Raw genomic sequence first — 17,667 nt, 5'->3', positions numbered from 1 at the left:
GCCTTATGCCGCCTGCTCGGGCCGGCTCACGTCGGTGGCAAACACGTAACCCAACCCGCGGATGGTTTTGATGAGCGCAGGCTGATGCGGGTTAGCCTCTATTTTCCGGCGCAGGCGCATGATCAGCACGTCAATCGTGCGGTCGAACACGTCGGCGCTTTCGCTGTGGGTCAGCTCAAGCAGCCTGTCACGGCTTAGCACCCGACGGGCATTCTGCGTGAGCGCCAGCAGCAGGCCATACTCGCCCTGGGTTAAGGGGACGGGATTACGCTGCGGATCGCTCAGCTCGCAGCGGGTGGTATCAAGCGTCCATCCGTTAAACGCAATGCCCGCAACGGGCGCTGCGGAGGGTTCCGCAGCCAGCACGCCCGTACGGCGCAGTACCGCTTTTACGCGGGCGACCACCACGCGCGGGTTGAACGGCTTGCCAATATAATCGTCGGCCCCCATCTCCAGCCCCACCACCACGTCTGACTCGCTGCCCAGGCCGGTTAACATCACAACCGGTAGCGCCGGACGCTGCTTTTGCAGCTGCAGCAGAACCTGCAGTCCATTAATATCCGGCAGCATCATATCCAGCAGTACCAGCGCGATATTTGGCTCCTGTTGCACCTGCCGCAGTGCATCCTGGCCGTTATGGCAGACAAGCACGCTAAAGACGTGCTCGCTCAGCACATCCTGAAGCAGTTCGCAGACTGCCGTATCGTCATCAACCACCAGAATCGCCGGTTTCATCGTATGCTTCCGTCAGGGGATTATGTTAAGTCTGAACTATTCTGCCGTCGGCTCCAGTCAAAAGGTTTTTTCAGTGACGGAAATTCAACCCATGTCACATCCGCCGCCCCGTCGACACGTCAATTTTGACGATTGACTGCTTTTTGTCAGGGTTTTCACCCCGGATGGGCCGTAAAGTCAGGGGATACCCATACAAAAAACATGGCATAGAAGCTGCATAGTGGGTGCGAACGATTCGATTAACTGGAGCAGACTGATGAAAAAAGTCGTCACGGTTTGCCCTTATTGTGCCTCAGGTTGCAAGATCCACCTGGTGGTCGATAACGGCAAAATCGTCCGGGCGGAGGCCGCACAGGGGAAAACCAATCAGGGCACGCTGTGCCTGAAAGGTTACTACGGCTGGGATTTTATTAACGATACCCAAATCCTTACCCCGCGCCTGAAAACCCCTATGATCCGCCGCGAGCGCGGCGGCAAGCTGGAAGCCGTCTCCTGGAACGAGGCGCTGGATTACGTCGCCGCGCGCCTGAGCGCCATCAAGGCCAAGTATGGCCCGGATGCCATCCAGACTACCGGCTCTTCCCGCGGGACGGGAAATGAAACCAACTATGTGATGCAAAAATTCGCGCGCGCCGTTATTGGTACTAATAACGTCGACTGCTGCGCTCGCGTCTGACACGGCCCATCGGTTGCAGGTCTGCACCAGTCGGTCGGTAACGGCGCAATGAGTAACGCCATCAACGAGATAGATAATACCGATCTCGTCTTCATCTTTGGTTATAACCCGGCGGATTCTCACCCTATCGTCGCGAACCACGTTATTCGCGCTAAACAGAATGGGGCGAAAATCATCGTCTGCGATCCGCGCAAAATTGAAACCGCGCGCATTGCGGATATGCACATTGCATTGAAAAACGGCTCAAACATCGCGCTGTTGAACGCAATGGGGCACGTCATTATTGAGGAGAACCTGTACGACCAGGCGTTTGTCGCGACCCGTACAGAAGGCTTTGAAGAGTATAAGAAAATAGTCGAGGGCTATACGCCTGAATCCGTCGAAGCGATAACCGGTGTCAGCGCGCAGGAGATTCGTCAGGCGGCCAGAATGTATGCCGGGGCAAAAACCGCCGCCATTCTCTGGGGTATGGGCGTAACCCAGTTCTACCAGGGCGTGGAAACCGTGCGCTCGCTCACCAGCCTCGCGATGCTGACCGGTAATCTGGGTAAAGCCCACGTTGGCGTGAACCCGGTGCGTGGTCAGAATAACGTGCAGGGCGCCTGCGATATGGGCGCGCTGCCGGATACTTATCCGGGCTACCAGTACGTGAAGTTTCCGGAAAACCGCGCCAAGTTCGCGAAGGCCTGGGGCGTGGAAAGCCTGCCGGAACACACCGGGTATCGCATCAGCGAGCTGCCGCACCGCGCGGCGCATGGCGAAGTGCGTGCGGCCTACATCATGGGTGAAGATCCGCTTCAGACCGACGCCGAGCTTTCTGCAGTGCGTAAAGGGTTTGAGGATCTGGAGCTGGTGATTGTCCAGGATATCTTCATGACCAAAACTGCGGCGGCGGCGGATGTGATTTTACCGTCGACCTCCTGGGGCGAGCATGAAGGCGTCTATACGGCGGCGGACCGCGGCTTCCAGCGCTTCTTTAAGGCGGTCGAGACGAAGTGGGATCTGAAAACGGACTGGCAGATCATCAGCGAAATCGCCACCCGCATGGGCTACCCGATGCACTACAACAACACCCAGGAGATCTGGGACGAGTTGCGCAGCCTGTGTCCGGACTTCTACGGCGCCACCTATGAAAAAATGGGTGAGCTGGGGTACATCCAGTGGCCGTGCAGGGATGAGTCAGAGGCCGATCAAGGCACGTCCTATCTCTTTAAGGAGAAATTCGACACCCCGAACGGGCTGGCGCAGTTCTTCACCTGCGACTGGGTCGCGCCGATCGATAAACTCACCGACGAGTATCCGATGGTGCTCTCCACCGTACGTGAAGTGGGCCATTACTCCTGCCGCTCAATGACCGGTAACTGCGCCGCGCTGGCCGCGCTGGCGGACGAACCGGGCTATGCGCAAATCAACACCGCAGATGCTGAACGCCTTGGTATTGAGGACGAAGCCCTGGTGTGGGTGAACTCGCGCAAAGGGCGGATCATCACCCGCGCGCAGGTCAGCGATCGCCCGAACAAAGGGGCGGTCTATATGACCTACCAGTGGTGGATTGGTGCCTGCAACGAGCTGGTGACGGAGAACTTAAGCCCGATAACCAAAACGCCGGAGTATAAATACTGCGCCGTTAACGTTGAGCCGATTGCGGATCAGCACGCGGCGGAACAATACGTGATAGAGGAATATAACAAGCTAAAAGCCCGACTGCGCGAAAGCGCAATGGGTTAAAGCCGTTAATTGAACGTTGAATAAAGGGAGTGATATATTCACTCCCTTTTTATTTCCAATTAATTCATAAGAAATAGAAATTATTATTCTGTAAAGCGGCTCGCAGAAATAATGTAATTTACGCAGAATAAAATTACATCTTTGCATTTTAATTCAGAGAGATAAGATATGCGGCGGGTGCTTAAGACTTTCTGTCTTGAGCATTGTTGAGGGACAGAAAGTGGAAAGCCCCGGGAAATTTTCATTTACCCGAGGCTACTCCCTCAACTCCCAACAGGTTGAGAGTAGCCTCTTATTCTTTTTTTGACAAGGAGTAAAAGGCATGACGCCATTAAAAACTGCGTTAGGCATCGTCTTTATTGTTTGCCTGACGATAGTGATTTTTACCTTTATTACTCGCGGTAAGCTCTGCGAGTTCTCAATAAAGAGTGAGCATCAGGAGGTGGCGGCAAAATTAGCCTGCAACGCAGGCTAATCTCTACGGGCGGAACAACGGTTCCGCCCGGCTTGTAGGATGCTGGGGTCTTAATGCACCCGTTTTTTTCTTTTGCGCCCGCGATTATACTGCGCGGCGTGTACCCAGATGATAAGAGTCCATGAAAGCCATTTTTCTGTTGTTATTGTTTTTAACGTCCTTTGCCCGCGCGGATGAGATAGGCAGCCAGTATCGGAAACAGGCGGAAGCCGGCGATGCCCGCGCCCAGTATTATCTTGCCGATACGTACTTCAGCTCCGGCGACAGCAAGCAGGCCGCGCTGTGGGCCGAGAAAGCCGCGAAAGGCGGCGATGTCGACGCCATGGGGTTGCTCTCGCAAATCCTCTTTACGCAAGGTGATTACGCACAGGCCAAAGCCCTGGCCCAACAGGCAAACATTGCTGGCAGCAAACGCGGTGCGATCATGCTGGCGCGCATTCTGGTGAATACTCAGGCGGGGAAAACTGACTATCCCCAGGCCATCAGACTGCTGCAAACGGCGACCGAAGATATCGACAGCGACTCTGCGGTCGATGCCCAACTGCTCCTGGGTCTGATTTATGCCAACGGCGTCGAGGTAGCGCAGGATGACGTGCAGGCCGCCTCGTGGTTCAAGCGGAGTTCAGCCCTTTCGCGTACCGGCTATGCCGAGTATTGGGCTGGGATGCTGTTCAGGCAGGGTGAGAAAGGCTTTATCACGCCCAATAAACAGAAAGCACTGTACTGGTTGAACCTGAGCTGTACGGAAGGGTTTGATACGGGGTGCGAAGAGTTTGATGCGTTGAGCGGGGAATAAAATCCCCTCACCCTAACCCTCTCCCCAAAGGGGAGAGGGAAGACAACGTTACATTACTGGTCAGCAGTCTTATCAAAACGACCCAGCACCTCGCGTTCATACGCCAGCGCCTTTTTACGATCGAATTTGTGTTCCCATTTGGCTATAACCAGCACCGCCAGCGCATTACCCACCACGTTCAGTGCCGTACGCGCCATGTCGAGGATACGGTCCACACCGGCGATAAAGGCCAGACCTTCCAGCGGAATGCCTACGCTGCCCAGCGTCGCCAGCAGCACCACGAACGAAACGCCCGGTACGCCTGCGATACCTTTAGACGTCACCATCAGCGTCAGTACCAGGACGATCTCCTGCCACAGCGACAGGTCAATGCCGTACAGCTGGGCAATAAAGATAGCGGCGATACTCTGGTACAGCGTGGAACCATCCAGGTTAAAGGAGTAACCGGTTGGTACCACGAAGCTGGTAATAGAGGCAGGCGCGCCGTAGGCTTCCATCTTCTCAATAATACGCGGCAGTACGCTCTCAGAGCTTGCCGTGGAGTAGGCCAGAATCAGCTCATCTTTCAGGATACGGATCAGAATCCAGATGCTCAGCCCGCACAGACGCGCCACGATGCCCAGCACCACCAGTGCGAAGAACAGGATGGCGAAGTGCACCAGGATCACCAGCTTCGCCAGCGGCCACAGGGAGGCAAAACCGAAGTTCGCCACGGTGACGGCGATAAGCGCAAACACCCCTACCGGCGCGTAACGCATCACCATGTGGGTCACTTTAAACATGGTCTCGGAGATAGAGCGGAACACGGTCACCAGCGGTTCACGGTGCGTCGCGGGCAGAGAAGAGAGCCCCAGACCAAACAGTACCGAGAAGAAGATGATCGGCAGCATTTCGCCCTTCGCCATCGACGCCACGATGTTGGTCGGCACCAGCGACAGGATTGTGCCCATCAGGCCATGCGCATGGCTCTGCACGTCAGCGGTCGTACTTTGGTATTTCGAAATATCCACCGTTGCCAGCTGCGACATATCGATCCCGGAACCCGGCTGGAACACGTTCGCCAAAGTGATACCAAGAATGATCGCAACCGTAGTGATCACTTCGAAATAGATAATGGTTTTTGCACCAATACGACCTAACTGCTTCGCATCGCCGACGCCCGCAATACCGACCACCAGCGTCGAGATCACAATCGGAACCACAATCATCTTGATCAGATGAATGAAGATATCCCCTGCCGGTGAGAGCAGGTTCGCAATCAGCCATTCGCGGCTGTCGCTGTGATAGTGAAGGTAACTGCCCAGCAAGATGCCCAGCACAAGGGCGATTAAGATCTGCCAGGCAAGGCTGACTTTAACGTTTTTCATAGAAACTGACTTCCTCAATGAAGCGCCTTATTCACTCAAACTGCATGAATATGGAGACATACTGAAAGGGTATGAATTGTGTTGCGTTGGTTTATGGGATTTTTTAACGCGGCGTATGAGTATCATTTGCGCGACCTGTTGCGCAAGCCTTAAAGAACGACGCGTTTCACTCACAAAAGCGACGATGACGGCAGTTTGTTCTAATTCTGATAAATAACCTTTTGTTATAAAAACGCTTTTTTAAACATAAATGTGAATAATCGTCAGCATAAATTATTTTCCTTCAAAGATTCATTCGCTCAATTTTCATACTCTTCAAACAATGCGTGATCTGTAGCCCAAATAATAAACAAAGCTTGTAAAGCCCCTACAATTAACGTTTTTGCGACATATTATTAACATCTTACAAGGAGAAAAAAAGCCATGAGCCAAATACACAAACATGACATTCCCGCAAATATTGCGGACCGTTGCCTGATCACCCCGGAGCAGTACCACGAGAAATATCAGCAATCTATCACCGCCCCGGACACCTTCTGGGGTGAGCAGGGTCATATCCTTGACTGGATCAAACCTTACCAGAAGGTGAAGAACACCTCCTTTGCGCCCGGCAATGTCTCCATTAAATGGTATGAAGATGGCACCCTGAACCTGGCGGCGAACTGCCTTGATCGTCACCTTGCCGAGCGCGGAAACGAGACGGCGATTATCTGGGAAGGCGATGATGCCTCCCAGAGCAAACACATTACCTATAAAGAACTGCACCGCGACGTGTGCCGCTTCGCCAACGTCCTGCTGGAAAAAGGCATTAAAAAAGGCGATGTGGTCGCTATCTATATGCCGATGGTGCCGGAAGCGGCGGTAGCCATGCTGGCCTGCGCGCGTATTGGTGCGATCCACTCCGTTATCTTTGGCGGTTTCTCACCAGAAGCGGTTGCGGGCCGTATTGTCGATTCCAGTTCAAAACTGGTGATCACCGCCGATGAAGGCGTGCGCGCCGGACGCGGAATCCCCCTGAAGAAAAACGTCGACGAAGCGCTGAAAAACCCGAACGTCAAAACGGTCAGCAACGTCATCGTCCTTAAGCGTACCGGCGGCAAAATCGACTGGAACGAGGGGCGTGACCTGTGGTGGAGCGACCTGATTGAAAAGGCGAGCGACCAGCATCAGCCCGAAGAGATGAACGCAGAAGATCCGCTCTTCATTCTTTACACCTCCGGCTCGACCGGTAAGCCGAAAGGCGTGCTGCACACCACCGGCGGCTATCTGGTCTACGCGGCCACCACCTTCAAATACGTCTTTGATTACCATCCGGGCGACATCTACTGGTGTACAGCCGACGTGGGCTGGGTTACCGGACACAGCTACCTGCTGTACGGCCCGCTGGCCTGTGGCGCAACGACGCTGATGTTTGAGGGCGTACCGAACTGGCCGACTCCGGCGCGGATGTGTCAGGTGGTCGACAAGCATCAGGTCAATATTCTCTACACCGCGCCAACGGCGATCCGCGCATTAATGGCGGAAGGCGATAAAGCCATCGAAGGCACTGACCGCTCTTCATTGCGCATCCTCGGTTCCGTGGGTGAGCCCATCAACCCGGAAGCCTGGGAGTGGTACTGGAAGAAAATCGGCAACGAGAAATGCCCGGTCATGGACACCTGGTGGCAGACCGAAACCGGCGGCTTTATGATCACCCCAATGCCGGGCGCCACGCAGCTGAAAGCAGGCTCGGCAACCCGTCCGTTCTTCGGCGTGCAGCCTGCGCTGGTGGATAACGAAGGCAACCCTCTGGAAGGCGCCACCGAAGGCAACCTGGTGATCACGGACTCGTGGCCGGGTCAGGCGCGTACCCTGTTCGGCGATCACGATCGCTTCGAGCAGACCTACTTCTCGACCTTTAAAAACATGTACTTCAGCGGCGACGGCGCGCGCCGTGATGAAGATGGCTATTACTGGATTACCGGACGCGTGGACGACGTGCTGAACGTCTCCGGCCACCGTCTGGGCACCGCGGAGATTGAATCTGCGCTGGTGTCGCATCCGAAGATTGCCGAAGCGGCTGTTGTGGGCATTCCGCACAACATTAAAGGCCAGGCGATTTACGCGTACGTCACCCTGAACCACGGGGAAGAGCCGTCGCCAGAGCTGTATACCGAAGTGCGCAACTGGGTGCGTAAAGAGATTGGCCCGCTGGCCACGCCGGACGTGTTGCACTGGACCGACTCTCTGCCGAAAACCCGCTCCGGCAAAATTATGCGTCGTATCTTGCGCAAAATCGCGGCAGGGGACACCAGCAACCTCGGTGATACCTCAACGCTCGCGGATCCTGGCGTGGTGGAAAAACTGCTCGAAGAGAAGCAGGCCATCGCAATGCCTTCCTAGTGTTTTCTCCCTCTCCCCTCACCCTCTCCCCATAGGGGAGAGGGGATAAAAACAAACCAACCTTACCTTTGGAGACTCTGTGATGAATGACCATATTTGTCAGCAGATAGAGAATAGTGCGCACTACAGGGAGCTCGTCGATAAGCGGCAACGGTTTGCCTTCACCCTTTCCATCATCATGCTGATTATCTATGTCGGCTTTATTCTGCTGATTGCCTTTGCGCCGCACTGGCTGGGCACCCCGTTACACGAGGGCACCAGCGTGACGCGCGGTATCCCCATTGGCATTGGCGTGATCGTGATTTCATTTGTGCTGACCGGCGTCTACGTCTGGCGCGCGAACGGTGAATTCGATCGTCTTAATAAAGCGGTACTGCAAGAGGTAAAAGCATCATGAAGCGAGTCCTGACGGCGCTAGCCGCCACACTTCCCTTTGCCGCCCACGCGGCGGATGCCATTACCGGCGAGGTACAGCGCCAGCCAACCAACTGGCAGGCGATTGTGATGTTCCTGATTTTCGTGGTGCTGACGCTGTACATCACCTACTGGGCGTCGAAACGCGTGCGCTCCCGTAACGATTACTACACCGCAGGCGGCAATATTACCGGCTTCCAGAACGGGCTGGCGATTGCGGGTGACTTTATGTCCGCCGCCTCGTTCCTCGGGATCTCCGCGCTGGTGTACACCTCCGGCTATGACGGCCTGATCTACTCTCTCGGCTTCCTCGTCGGCTGGCCGATCATTCTGTTCCTGATTGCCGAGCGCCTGCGCAATCTGGGCCGCTATACCTTCGCCGACGTGGCCTCGTATCGCCTGAAGCAGGGGCCGATTCGCACCCTCTCCGCCTGCGGCTCGCTGGTGGTGGTGGCGCTGTACCTGATTGCGCAGATGGTCGGCGCGGGTAAATTGATCGAACTGCTGTTCGGCCTGAACTACCACATCGCGGTAGTGCTGGTGGGCGTGCTGATGGTGATGTACGTTCTGTTCGGCGGCATGCTCGCCACCACCTGGGTGCAGATCATCAAAGCCGTTCTGCTGCTGTTCGGCGCCAGCTTTATGGCCTTTATGGTGATGAAGCACGTTGGCTTCAGCTTCAATAACCTGTTCACCGAAGCGATGGCGGTCCACCCGAAAGGGGAAGCCATCATGAGCCCGGGCGGGCTGGTGAAAGACCCGATATCGGCCCTGTCGCTCGGTCTGGGCCTGATGTTTGGCACGGCGGGTCTGCCGCATATCCTGATGCGCTTCTTCACCGTGAGCGATGCGCGTGAAGCGCGCAAGAGCGTCTTCTACGCTACCGGCTTCATGGGTTACTTCTATATCCTGACCTTTATCATCGGCTTTGGCGCGATCATGCTGGTGGGGGCGAACCCGGCGTTTAAAGACGCGGCGGGCGCGCTGATTGGCGGTAACAACATGGCGGCGGTGCATCTGGCGGACGCGGTGGGCGGCAACCTGTTCCTCGGCTTTATCTCCGCCGTGGCCTTCGCCACCATTCTTGCGGTAGTTGCGGGTTTAACGCTGGCCGGCGCGTCGGCGGTTTCGCATGACCTCTACGCCAACGTCTTCCGCAAAGGCGCAAGCGAGCGCGATGAGCTGAAGGTCTCGAAAATTACCGTGCTGGTGCTGGGCGTCGTGGCGATTCTGTTGGGCATTCTGTTCGAGAAGCAAAACATCGCCTTTATGGTGGGGCTAGCCTTCTCGATTGCGGCCAGCTGTAACTTCCCGATCATCCTGCTCTCCATGTACTGGTCAAAACTGACCACCCGTGGGGCGATGATTGGCGGCTGGCTGGGGCTGCTGACGGCGGTGATCCTGATGATTCTGGGACCAACCATTTGGGTGCAGATCCTCGGTCACGCAAGCGCCATCTTCCCGTATGAATACCCGGCGCTGTTCTCTATTGCCGTGGCGTTTATCGGTATCTGGGTCTTCTCGTCCACCGACAATTCGCCGGAGGGTAACCTGGAGCGTGAGAAATTCCGCGCCCAGTTTATCCGTTCACAAACCGGTCTCGGCGTTGAGCAGGGCCGCGCGCACTAAGCCTTTCTCCCCGGTCATTCTGGCCGGGGAGCTTAAAACATCACCCACGCCACCAGCGGCGCAACCAGCACCATTACCACGCCCGACAGCATCATGACCAGGCTCGCGACAACGCCCTCCTGCTGGCCCAGCTCATAGGAACGTGCCGTGCCCGCGCCGTGCGACGCCGCGCCAAACCCCGCGCCTTTGGCCATCCCTTCCCGAATAGAAAGCCGCAGAAAGAGCATATCGCCCACCGCCATCCCAAAGACGCCCGTCACCACCACAAACAGCGCCACCAGGTCCGGCTGTCCGCCGAGGGGTTTAGCCGCCGCCAGCGCGAACGGCGTGGTCACCGAGCGTACGGCCAGGCTGCGCTGAATTTCGTCGGGCAGCGTAAACAGCCGCGCCAGCCAGACGGAGCTACAGACCGCGACCACCGTGGCGGTAATCACGCCTGCGCTGAGCGACATCCAGTGGCGTTTGATAATCGCCAGGTTGTCGTAAACGGGCACGGCAAAGGCGATGGTCGCCGGGCCGAGCAGCCACAGCAGCCAGTGGGATTCACCAATATAGTTTTGCCAGGAGATATGGCCGAAGACCAGCATCAGCACCAGCAGGATCGGCGTGAAGACCAGCGGCATCAGCGGCAGGGCATGAAAACGGCGATACAGCCGCTTGTTGGCAAAGTAGATCCCGAGCGTCGCAATCAGGCACAGGACGCTTATCTGAAAGTTAGTCATGTTTGTGCCTGCTGATTTCAAACCGGTAGACTTTATCCACGACCCAGGCGGTCGCCCCCAGCACCATCAGCGTACTCAGCGCGATGACCGCAAAGATTCGCCAGCCGTCCACCATCAGCAGCTGCGCATAGTTCACCACCGCCACCACGGCAGGGACAAAGAACAGCAGCATCTCCGCCAGCAGCCAGCGCGCCCCGGCGCGCACCCAGTTAAGGGGGATCACGCGACAGAGGATGAGCGTCAGCATCAGCAGCATCCCCACCAGGTTGGCAGGCAGCGGCAGGTGGAGCCAGCCGACAAGATATTCGGCGAAAACAAACAGTCCCGCGTAGAGCAGTACCTGAACCGGGACCTGGAGTCGTTGTACAACGGCAGGCGTAACACGGCTTAACGCCACGGCCATGGGGGTTTTCCTCAAAAATGAGACGAGGCGCCAGTATAGTGAGCGCACGGTGTGGACTGAAATGAATTAAAATCATCACAGGTATAGTTTCGAGGAATAATCATGGACATAAGAACGCTGCGCTATTTTGTCGAAGTGGTTCGCCAGCAAAGTTTTACTCGCGCAGCGGAGAAGTTGTTTGTTACCCAGCCCACCATCAGCAAGATGCTGAAAAACCTCGAAGATGAACTGAACTGTACCCTGCTGATCCGCGACGGGCGCAAGCTGCTGCTGACCGACACCGGACGCGTGGTGTTCGAGCGCGGGCTGGCTATTCTGGCGGAGTTCCGCCAGCTGAAAGCAGAGCTGGACGATATTAATCATCTGACCAAAGGGGTGCTTCGCCTCGGCATTCCACCGATGGTGGGGATGATGATGGCCGGGCCGATTAGCCTGTTTCGCCAGCGCTATCCCGGCGTAGAGCTGAAGATTTCGGAGTTTGGTGGGTTAACCGTCCAGCAGGCCGTCACTAACGGCGAGCTCGACGTTGCCATGACTGCCCTCCCCGTTGAGGAAGAGAGCGGCCTTGCGACGCTTCCGCTCTTTAGCCACCCGCTGTGCGTGCTGGTGCCCCGCTCCGGCGACTGGCTAAAGAGGGAGTCGGTGAAGCCTGAACTGCTCGGCGAGCACCCTCTGCTGATCTACAACGAAGACTTCGCCCTCAGCCGCCAGCTTATGACGCTGTTTAACCAGCATAACGTCAAGCCACGCATTGCGGTACGCAGCGGACAGTGGGATTTCCTGGCGGCGATGGTGCAGGCCGGCGTGGGGATTGCCATTCTGCCGCAGCCGATTTGCGAGCGTCTGGATAAAAACACGCTGCGCTGGATCCCACTGGAGAGCGATCTGCACTGGCAACTGGGCATGATCTGGCGTGAAGGGGTCTATTTGTCGCAGAGCGCGCAGGCGTGGCTGCAGTGTTGTGAGGGGTTTTGGGTGCCCACACCCTAACCCCTGGGCTCGATCGGTTCCCTCTCCCCTAAGGGGAGAGGGCCAGGGTGAGGGGCACAAACAGCGCTACTGATTCTCTATCAACAGCGCTTCCAGCAGGTCCAGATCGTGCAGCAGCTTTTGCAGCGTCTCGTTGCTGATCTGGCGCGTGGCGCGCAGGTGGTACAGTTCGGCACGCTCTGAGCGCAGCGCTGCCAGACGGAACCGGCGTTCCAGGTTCTCCTCCTGCAGCGAGCTTTCCACATCGTTACGCCCGTCCGCGCGGCGGCGAAGGTTACCAATTACGCGGGAACTCACTTCCGTCAGCAGCTGATTATCGATGTTCTCTTCCGCATCCGCGGCCAGACGCTCTTCCATTTTCTGGATGGCGACAATCGCCACTTCGGCGGTGGCGGCACGCGCAATGCGCTCTTCCTTGTGCTGCTGGGTCGAATCGCCGACATCAATATGCTGCAGCAGGATCGGCAGCATAATCACGCCGACAAACAGTGAGAAGAGAATCACGCCCGCCGCCAGGAAGACCAGCTCGTAGCGCGCCGGGAAGACATCGCCTGTCGGCAGCAGCAGCGGAATGGAGAGCACACCGGCAAGGGTGATCGCCCCGCGTACGCCCGCAAAAGAGGCAATCAGCAGTTCACGCGTTGTCCACGAGCCGAACTCCATCGGTTTTTTCTTCAGGAAGCGGACGCTGAAGTTTTTCATCGTCCACAGCCAGCCGAAACGAACCAGCATCAGCGCCAGGTAGATCAGCACGATGTCGGTAAACAGCATCCAGACCTCAACGTTCGGGTCGGCCTCCGCCGCCACCAGCGAGGACTCCATAATGCCAGGCAGCTGCAGGCCCAGGAGCAGGAACACCATGCCGTTAAAGACAAACTCCAGCATGGCCCAGGTGCTGTTTGCACGCAGGCGCATGGCCAGCGGCGCGCGGCGCATTACGCCGGAACGGGTAATGGTCATCCCTGCCGCAACCGCTGCCAGAATGCCCGACACGCCGATATGTTCGGCAATCAGATAAGAGGCAAACGGCAGCAGGAACAGCAGTACGATCTGCGTAGCGGGTTCATCGCCGCCCCAGCGGCTGAGGAAGCGCAGCGAGCGGCCGTACAGCCAGCTCACCACGAAGCCTGCGAGAATACCGCCAATCGCCACCTTGAAGAATTCCAGCGTTGCGCCGCCGACGGTAAAGACCATCGTACCCATCGCTACGGCCACGGCAAACTTCAGGGCGACCAGGCCGGAGGCGTCGTTCATCAGCGCCTCACCCTGTAAAATCCCCATGATTTTCTTCGGAATACGGCCTTCACCCACAATGCCGGACAGCGCCACGGCATCGGTTGGCGACAGCACGGCGGCCAGCGCAAAAGCCGGTATTAACGGAATGCCCGGCACCGTCCAGTAGATCAGGAAACCAATCCCGACGACGGTGACCACCACCAGCGCAAGCGCCAGGCCGAAGATCTCTCGCCCGTGCTCAAGGAATTCGCGCGTGGGCGTTTTCCAGCCATCGGCAAACAGCAGTGGCGGAATAAACAGCACGAGGAACAGTTCGGGGTCAAATTCCACGTGCAGGCCAAACGTCGGCCACGCCAGCAGCGCGCCGATGGCAATTTGCATTAATGGCAGGGGGACCTGAAAGGGCAGTACGCGTGTAACCACCCCGGATAGCGAGACCACAAGGGTCATGATGAGTATTGTGAAGAAGATTTCCATGCGTTCCCTGTTTGCTGTGTTGCTTATGTACTCCGGAAGGCGTCGTGCCTTTTATTCTATCTTCCCCAGAGTAACGCAAAAGGCAACAGGATGAGTCCTGAAAATAAAAACGGGCGGCCTGAGCCACCCGTTTTCGCATCAAAGGACAACTTAGATTGCCCAGCCGCCCGCGTAGAACGCCACCAGCGCAACGGCGATAACAACGGTGCCAACGTTCAGCTTGCGCCATTCACCGGAGACTAGACGACCGATCACCAGCGACGCGAAGCCGATCATAATGCCGGTCACGATGTTACAGGTCAGTACGATGAAGACCGCAGTAATCAGGCCAGACATCGCGTCCACAAAATCCGCAAAGTCGATTTTCGCCACGTTGCTCAGCATCAGCAGGCCAACGTACATCAGCGCTGGCGCGGTCGCGTACGCCGGAACCAGGTACGAGAGTGGAGAGAGAAACAGGATCAGCATGAACAGCACGCCGACGGTGATCGCCGTCAGGCCAGTTTTACCGCCTGCCGCCGTACCCGCCGCGGACTCGATGTATACCGCCGCAGGCGCCGCACCCACCAGACCAGAGAAGACGCTGCTCAGGGAGTCAGTGGTCAGCGCTTTGCCGCCGTCAATAATCTGACCGTCTTTATCCAGCAGGTTCGCCTGACCGGCCACCGCACGAATAGTACCGGTCGCGTCAAACACGGCGGTCATCACCAGCGCCAGCACGCTTGGGAGGATCACCGGGTTCAGCGCGCCAACGATATCCAGGCTGCCAATCAGGGAGTTGCCTTTGTCATCGCTCAGCGACGGCATGGCGAAAATGCCGGAGAAGTGGACGTTCGGATCGAAAATCAGGCCCACAATCGACACGCCGATAATGGTCAGCAGGATGCCGCCCGGGACTTTCAGTTTTTCCAGACCGATAATCACCGCCAGGCCGATCAGCGACATGATCACCGGGAAGCTGGCGAAATGGCCGAGCGCCACCGGCAGGCCGTCCAGCGGGTTCTTGATGACCAGACCGACGCCGTTGGCGGCGATCAGCAGCAGGAACAGGCCGATGCCGATGCCGGTACCGTGCGCCACGCCCTGCGGCAGGTTGCGCAAGATCCAGCTACGGATGCCGGTCGCTGAAATAATGGTAAACAGCACACCCATCAGGAACACGGCGCCCAGCGCAACCGGTACGCTGATGTGCTGACCCAGCACCAGGCTGAACGCGGTAAACGCGGTCAGGGAGATGGCGCAACCAATCGCCAGCGGCAGGTTCGCCCACAGGCCCATCACGATAGAGCCCACGCCGGCCACAAGACAGGTCGCTACAAAGACAGCCGCTGGCGGGAAGCCCGCTTTGCCCAGCATGCCCGGCACAACGATGACGGAATAAACCATCGCCAGAAACGTTGTCAAACCAGCAACGATTTCCTGACGCACGGTGCTGCCGCGGGCCGAAATTTTAAACATGGCGTCAAGTGAACCGCCAGTACGCGCAGATGGCGTAGACATAGAAAACATCCCCTGAGAGTTTTTTAGGAAGTCCGTAAGCGAGGTGGAGACGCCACTGCCAGCTAAACGTCAAATCCTTGTGTTGCGTTTGCGACGAAAGGGCGTCACAAAAAAAGCAAACGTTTAGCTCCGCGCTTACAAACGGGTGGTCAAATTAAGGCAAACGATTATCCAGCCTAATCCCCGCCCTTTTCAACTGAACTTTATCGTTTTTCGCTAAAATTCACTTATGACGCTGAAGAAATAAACAGAGGATGCGCAAACGTTATCGTCAATGCGCAATTTGTTTACATTTAATCCTCACCCGGGATGGATAACGGCCCCCCTTGCTCCAGAGTTCTTTGCCAGCCAGGGCTGTTCTCAACCTTACTTTTCCATGCCTGAATATGCGGCAGGTTGTTAATACCGCCGCGCGCCAGCAGGGCAAAAATCGGAAAGCTCATCTGGATGTCGGCCATGCTGAGCGTATCCCCGGCAAACCAGCTGTTTTTAGCCAGATGTGATTCAATAAAGCGCGCATGGGTTTCCAGCTGGCGGTTGAGGTACGCTTTCTGCACCCCCTGCCCCAGCGCTTTCCCCAGGGTTCGGATACCAAACGGCACCGGCGGTTTTCCGAGGCTGCTGAAGACCAGCTTCATTAACAACAGCGGCATCAGCGATCCTTCCGCGTAGTGCAGCCAGAAGCGGTACTGCACCTTATGCGCCGGATCTAAAGGCTTAAGCCGCGACTCGGGATCGTAAGTTTCCTGCAGGTACTCCAGAATGGCGCCAGACTCCGCAAGGATCAGCCCGTTATCTTCGATAACCGGTGATTTACCCAACGGATGTACCTTTTTGAGAGCCTCCGGCGCCAGCATGTTTTTTTGGCGCTGATAGTGAACGATCTCATAAGGCAGGCCGAGTTCTTCCAGCGCCCAGATCGCGCGGTGCGAGCGCGACTGGTTAAGGTGGTGTACCGTGAGCATGGCTTTCTCCTGTTATTCATACTTTTTAACTATAGAAAATTGAACAACACCGCGAAAAAAATTCGGCTAAAAACCGGTCAGCGACGCTGGCGAAAAAACGGGTCTTGCATAGAATTAAAGTGTCAGCACAATCCGGAACCTCCCCAACCAGCTCGACACTGAGGGGTGCTGACGTCGGGGGAAACCCTCCCGTGAACCAGCGGGATAGAGTGAAAGACAAAGACCGGGAAAAACTAAAGCGCCCTTATGTGGCGCTTTAGTTCTTTATGTGCTTTTTGCCGCGCAATCTCAATCCTCTTCCAGCAGCCGCGCCCCCGTCCCCTGCTCGCCCAGTTTGTCGCCGGGGTTACGCAGCGGGCAGTCGCTGCGCGACAGGCAGCCGCAGCCGATGCAGCCATCCAGTTCGTCACGCAGCGCGACCAGCGTATGAATACGCCTGTCCAGCTCTTCACGCCACTGGGACGACAGCTCTTTCCACTCTTTGGGGCTCAGCGTATGCCCTTCCGGCAGTACCCCAAAGGCCTCACCGATCGTGGCCAGGGGAATTCCGATTCGTTGCGCAATTTTGATTATCGCCACGTAGCGGAGCACGTCGCGAGTATAGCGACGCTGGTTACCCCCGTTACGGATGCTCTTGATTAAACCTTTGCTTTCATAGAAGTGGAGCGCCGATACCGCAACGCCGCTTCGCTTCGCCACTTCACCGGGAGTTAAAAGCACTTTAATTCGCGGCAATCTCTTTTCCATAAAACCTCTTTACCTCAAGTTAACTTGAGGAATTATACTCCCCCGCAGAGAAAACGACGAATTAACCGAGATAGTTGTATCTACAGAGGGGCAACCTTATGTCGCATCAGCAGATTATTCAGACGCTTATTGAATGGATTGATGACCATATCGACCAACCGTTGAACATTGATGTGGTCGCGAAAAAGTCGGGCTATTCGAAATGGTATTTACAGAGAATGTTCCGCACGGTCATGCATCAGACGCTGGGTGAGTACATTCGCCAGCGCAGACTTCTGCTGGCAGCGCAGGCGCTACGCTCAACGCAGCGGCCCATTTTTGATATCGCGATGGACCTTGGCTATGTGTCGCAACAAACCTTTTCCCGCGTGTTTCGCCGCGAGTTTGACCGTACGCCGAGCGACTATCGCCACCAGTTGAATTAA

16 protein-coding genes are annotated in these 17,667 nt (G+C 56.6%); 8 read left to right on the top strand and 8 right to left on the bottom strand.

The annotated features are described in order from the left end of the window. Positions 1-3 precede the first annotated feature (3 nt). Entirely contained in the window at positions 4-735 is a 732-nt protein-coding gene (locus FOY93_RS01735; protein ID WP_133293597.1) for a response regulator, read from the bottom strand. 256 nt (positions 736-991) lie between these two features. On the opposite strand from FOY93_RS01735, the gene fdhF reads away from it, so the two are divergent. The 3 genes from fdhF (at position 992) to FOY93_RS01720 (ending at position 4,410) form a co-directional block, all read left to right on the top strand. Beyond that, positions 992-3,139: a formate dehydrogenase subunit alpha gene (gene fdhF, locus FOY93_RS01730; RefSeq protein ID WP_143344538.1), complete on the top strand. Its 2,148-nt coding sequence runs from the start codon at positions 992-994 to the stop codon at positions 3,137-3,139. Between the two features lie 322 nt (positions 3,140-3,461). Then, entirely contained in the window at positions 3,462-3,614 is a 153-nt protein-coding gene (locus FOY93_RS01725; protein WP_059386360.1) for a Hok/Gef family protein, read from the top strand. Positions 3,615-3,735: 121 nt separating this feature from the next. Then, on the top strand, positions 3,736-4,410 hold the full coding sequence (locus tag FOY93_RS01720) for a tetratricopeptide repeat protein (protein WP_143344537.1): 675 nt from the start codon (positions 3,736-3,738) through the stop codon (positions 4,408-4,410). Positions 4,411-4,463: 53 nt separating this feature from the next. Here the strand turns inward: FOY93_RS01720 and gltP are convergent, their stop codons facing one another. Continuing rightward, positions 4,464-5,777, bottom strand: a complete 1,314-nt coding sequence (gene gltP / locus FOY93_RS01715; protein WP_024906735.1) for a glutamate/aspartate:proton symporter GltP — start codon at positions 5,775-5,777, stop codon at positions 4,464-4,466. A 423-nt stretch (positions 5,778-6,200) separates the two neighbouring features. On the opposite strand from gltP, the gene acs reads away from it, so the two are divergent. The 3 genes from acs to actP all read left to right on the top strand — a co-directional run bounded on the left by acs (position 6,201) and on the right by actP (position 10,202). Next, positions 6,201-8,159 carry an acetate--CoA ligase gene (gene acs, locus FOY93_RS01710; protein WP_063144971.1) on the top strand — a complete coding sequence of 653 codons (1,959 nt, stop codon included), beginning with the start codon at positions 6,201-6,203 and terminating at the stop codon, positions 8,157-8,159. Positions 8,160-8,241: 82 nt separating this feature from the next. Further along, a complete protein-coding gene (locus FOY93_RS01705; RefSeq protein WP_008503396.1) occupies positions 8,242-8,556 on the top strand; it encodes a DUF485 domain-containing protein in 315 nt (104 codons plus the stop codon). Then, positions 8,553-10,202 (top strand): cation/acetate symporter ActP, encoded by a 1,650-nt coding sequence (actP, locus tag FOY93_RS01700; RefSeq protein ID WP_133293594.1) that lies wholly within the window; start codon positions 8,553-8,555, stop codon positions 10,200-10,202. The genes FOY93_RS01705 and actP overlap by 4 nt, the downstream gene beginning before the upstream one ends. 32 nt (positions 10,203-10,234) lie before the next feature. On the opposite strand, the gene FOY93_RS01695 is transcribed toward actP, so the two are convergent. Together FOY93_RS01695 and FOY93_RS01690 are read right to left on the bottom strand one after the other, a co-directional pair. Further along, on the bottom strand, positions 10,235-10,924 hold the full coding sequence (locus tag FOY93_RS01695; RefSeq protein ID WP_024906731.1) for an LrgB family protein: 690 nt from the start codon (positions 10,922-10,924) through the stop codon (positions 10,235-10,237). Next, positions 10,917-11,327, bottom strand: a complete 411-nt coding sequence (locus FOY93_RS01690) for a CidA/LrgA family protein (protein WP_021242769.1) — start codon at positions 11,325-11,327, stop codon at positions 10,917-10,919. Before FOY93_RS01690 ends, FOY93_RS01695 begins: the two co-directional genes overlap by 8 nt. 102 nt (positions 11,328-11,429) lie before the next feature. Between FOY93_RS01690 and FOY93_RS01685 the strand changes: the two genes are divergently transcribed. Then, the gene (locus tag FOY93_RS01685; RefSeq protein WP_115876908.1) at positions 11,430-12,317 is read left to right on the top strand and encodes a LysR family transcriptional regulator; all 888 of its coding nucleotides are present in this window, start codon (positions 11,430-11,432) and stop codon (positions 12,315-12,317) included. A 66-nt stretch (positions 12,318-12,383) separates the two neighbouring features. Here the strand turns inward: FOY93_RS01685 and FOY93_RS01680 are convergent, their stop codons facing one another. From FOY93_RS01680 to soxR, 4 genes are all read right to left on the bottom strand, one after another. Then, positions 12,384-14,030 (bottom strand): Na+/H+ antiporter, encoded by a 1,647-nt coding sequence (locus FOY93_RS01680; RefSeq protein WP_008503391.1) that lies wholly within the window; start codon positions 14,028-14,030, stop codon positions 12,384-12,386. A gap of 150 nt (positions 14,031-14,180) precedes the next feature. Further along, on the bottom strand, positions 14,181-15,530 hold the full coding sequence (ghxP, locus tag FOY93_RS01675) for a guanine/hypoxanthine transporter GhxP (RefSeq protein ID WP_115876909.1): 1,350 nt from the start codon (positions 15,528-15,530) through the stop codon (positions 14,181-14,183). 293 nt (positions 15,531-15,823) lie between these two features. Further along, positions 15,824-16,495 carry a glutathione S-transferase family protein gene (locus FOY93_RS01670; protein ID WP_115876910.1) on the bottom strand — a complete coding sequence of 224 codons (672 nt, stop codon included), beginning with the start codon at positions 16,493-16,495 and terminating at the stop codon, positions 15,824-15,826. A gap of 288 nt (positions 16,496-16,783) precedes the next feature. Beyond that, positions 16,784-17,242 carry a redox-sensitive transcriptional activator SoxR gene (gene soxR, locus FOY93_RS01665; protein ID WP_143344536.1) on the bottom strand — a complete coding sequence of 153 codons (459 nt, stop codon included), beginning with the start codon at positions 17,240-17,242 and terminating at the stop codon, positions 16,784-16,786. Between the two features lie 98 nt (positions 17,243-17,340). On the opposite strand from soxR, the gene soxS reads away from it, so the two are divergent. Further along, the gene (soxS, locus tag FOY93_RS01660) at positions 17,341-17,667 is read left to right on the top strand and encodes a superoxide response transcriptional regulator SoxS (protein ID WP_008503387.1); all 327 of its coding nucleotides are present in this window, start codon (positions 17,341-17,343) and stop codon (positions 17,665-17,667) included.

This window comes from Enterobacter sp. 18A13 (assembly GCF_007035975.1).
GTDB lineage: Bacteria > Pseudomonadota > Gammaproteobacteria > Enterobacterales > Enterobacteriaceae > Enterobacter > Enterobacter vonholyi.
The sequence above is the reverse complement of the archived record's forward strand: the minus strand, read 5'-3'. Positions and strand labels throughout refer to the sequence as shown.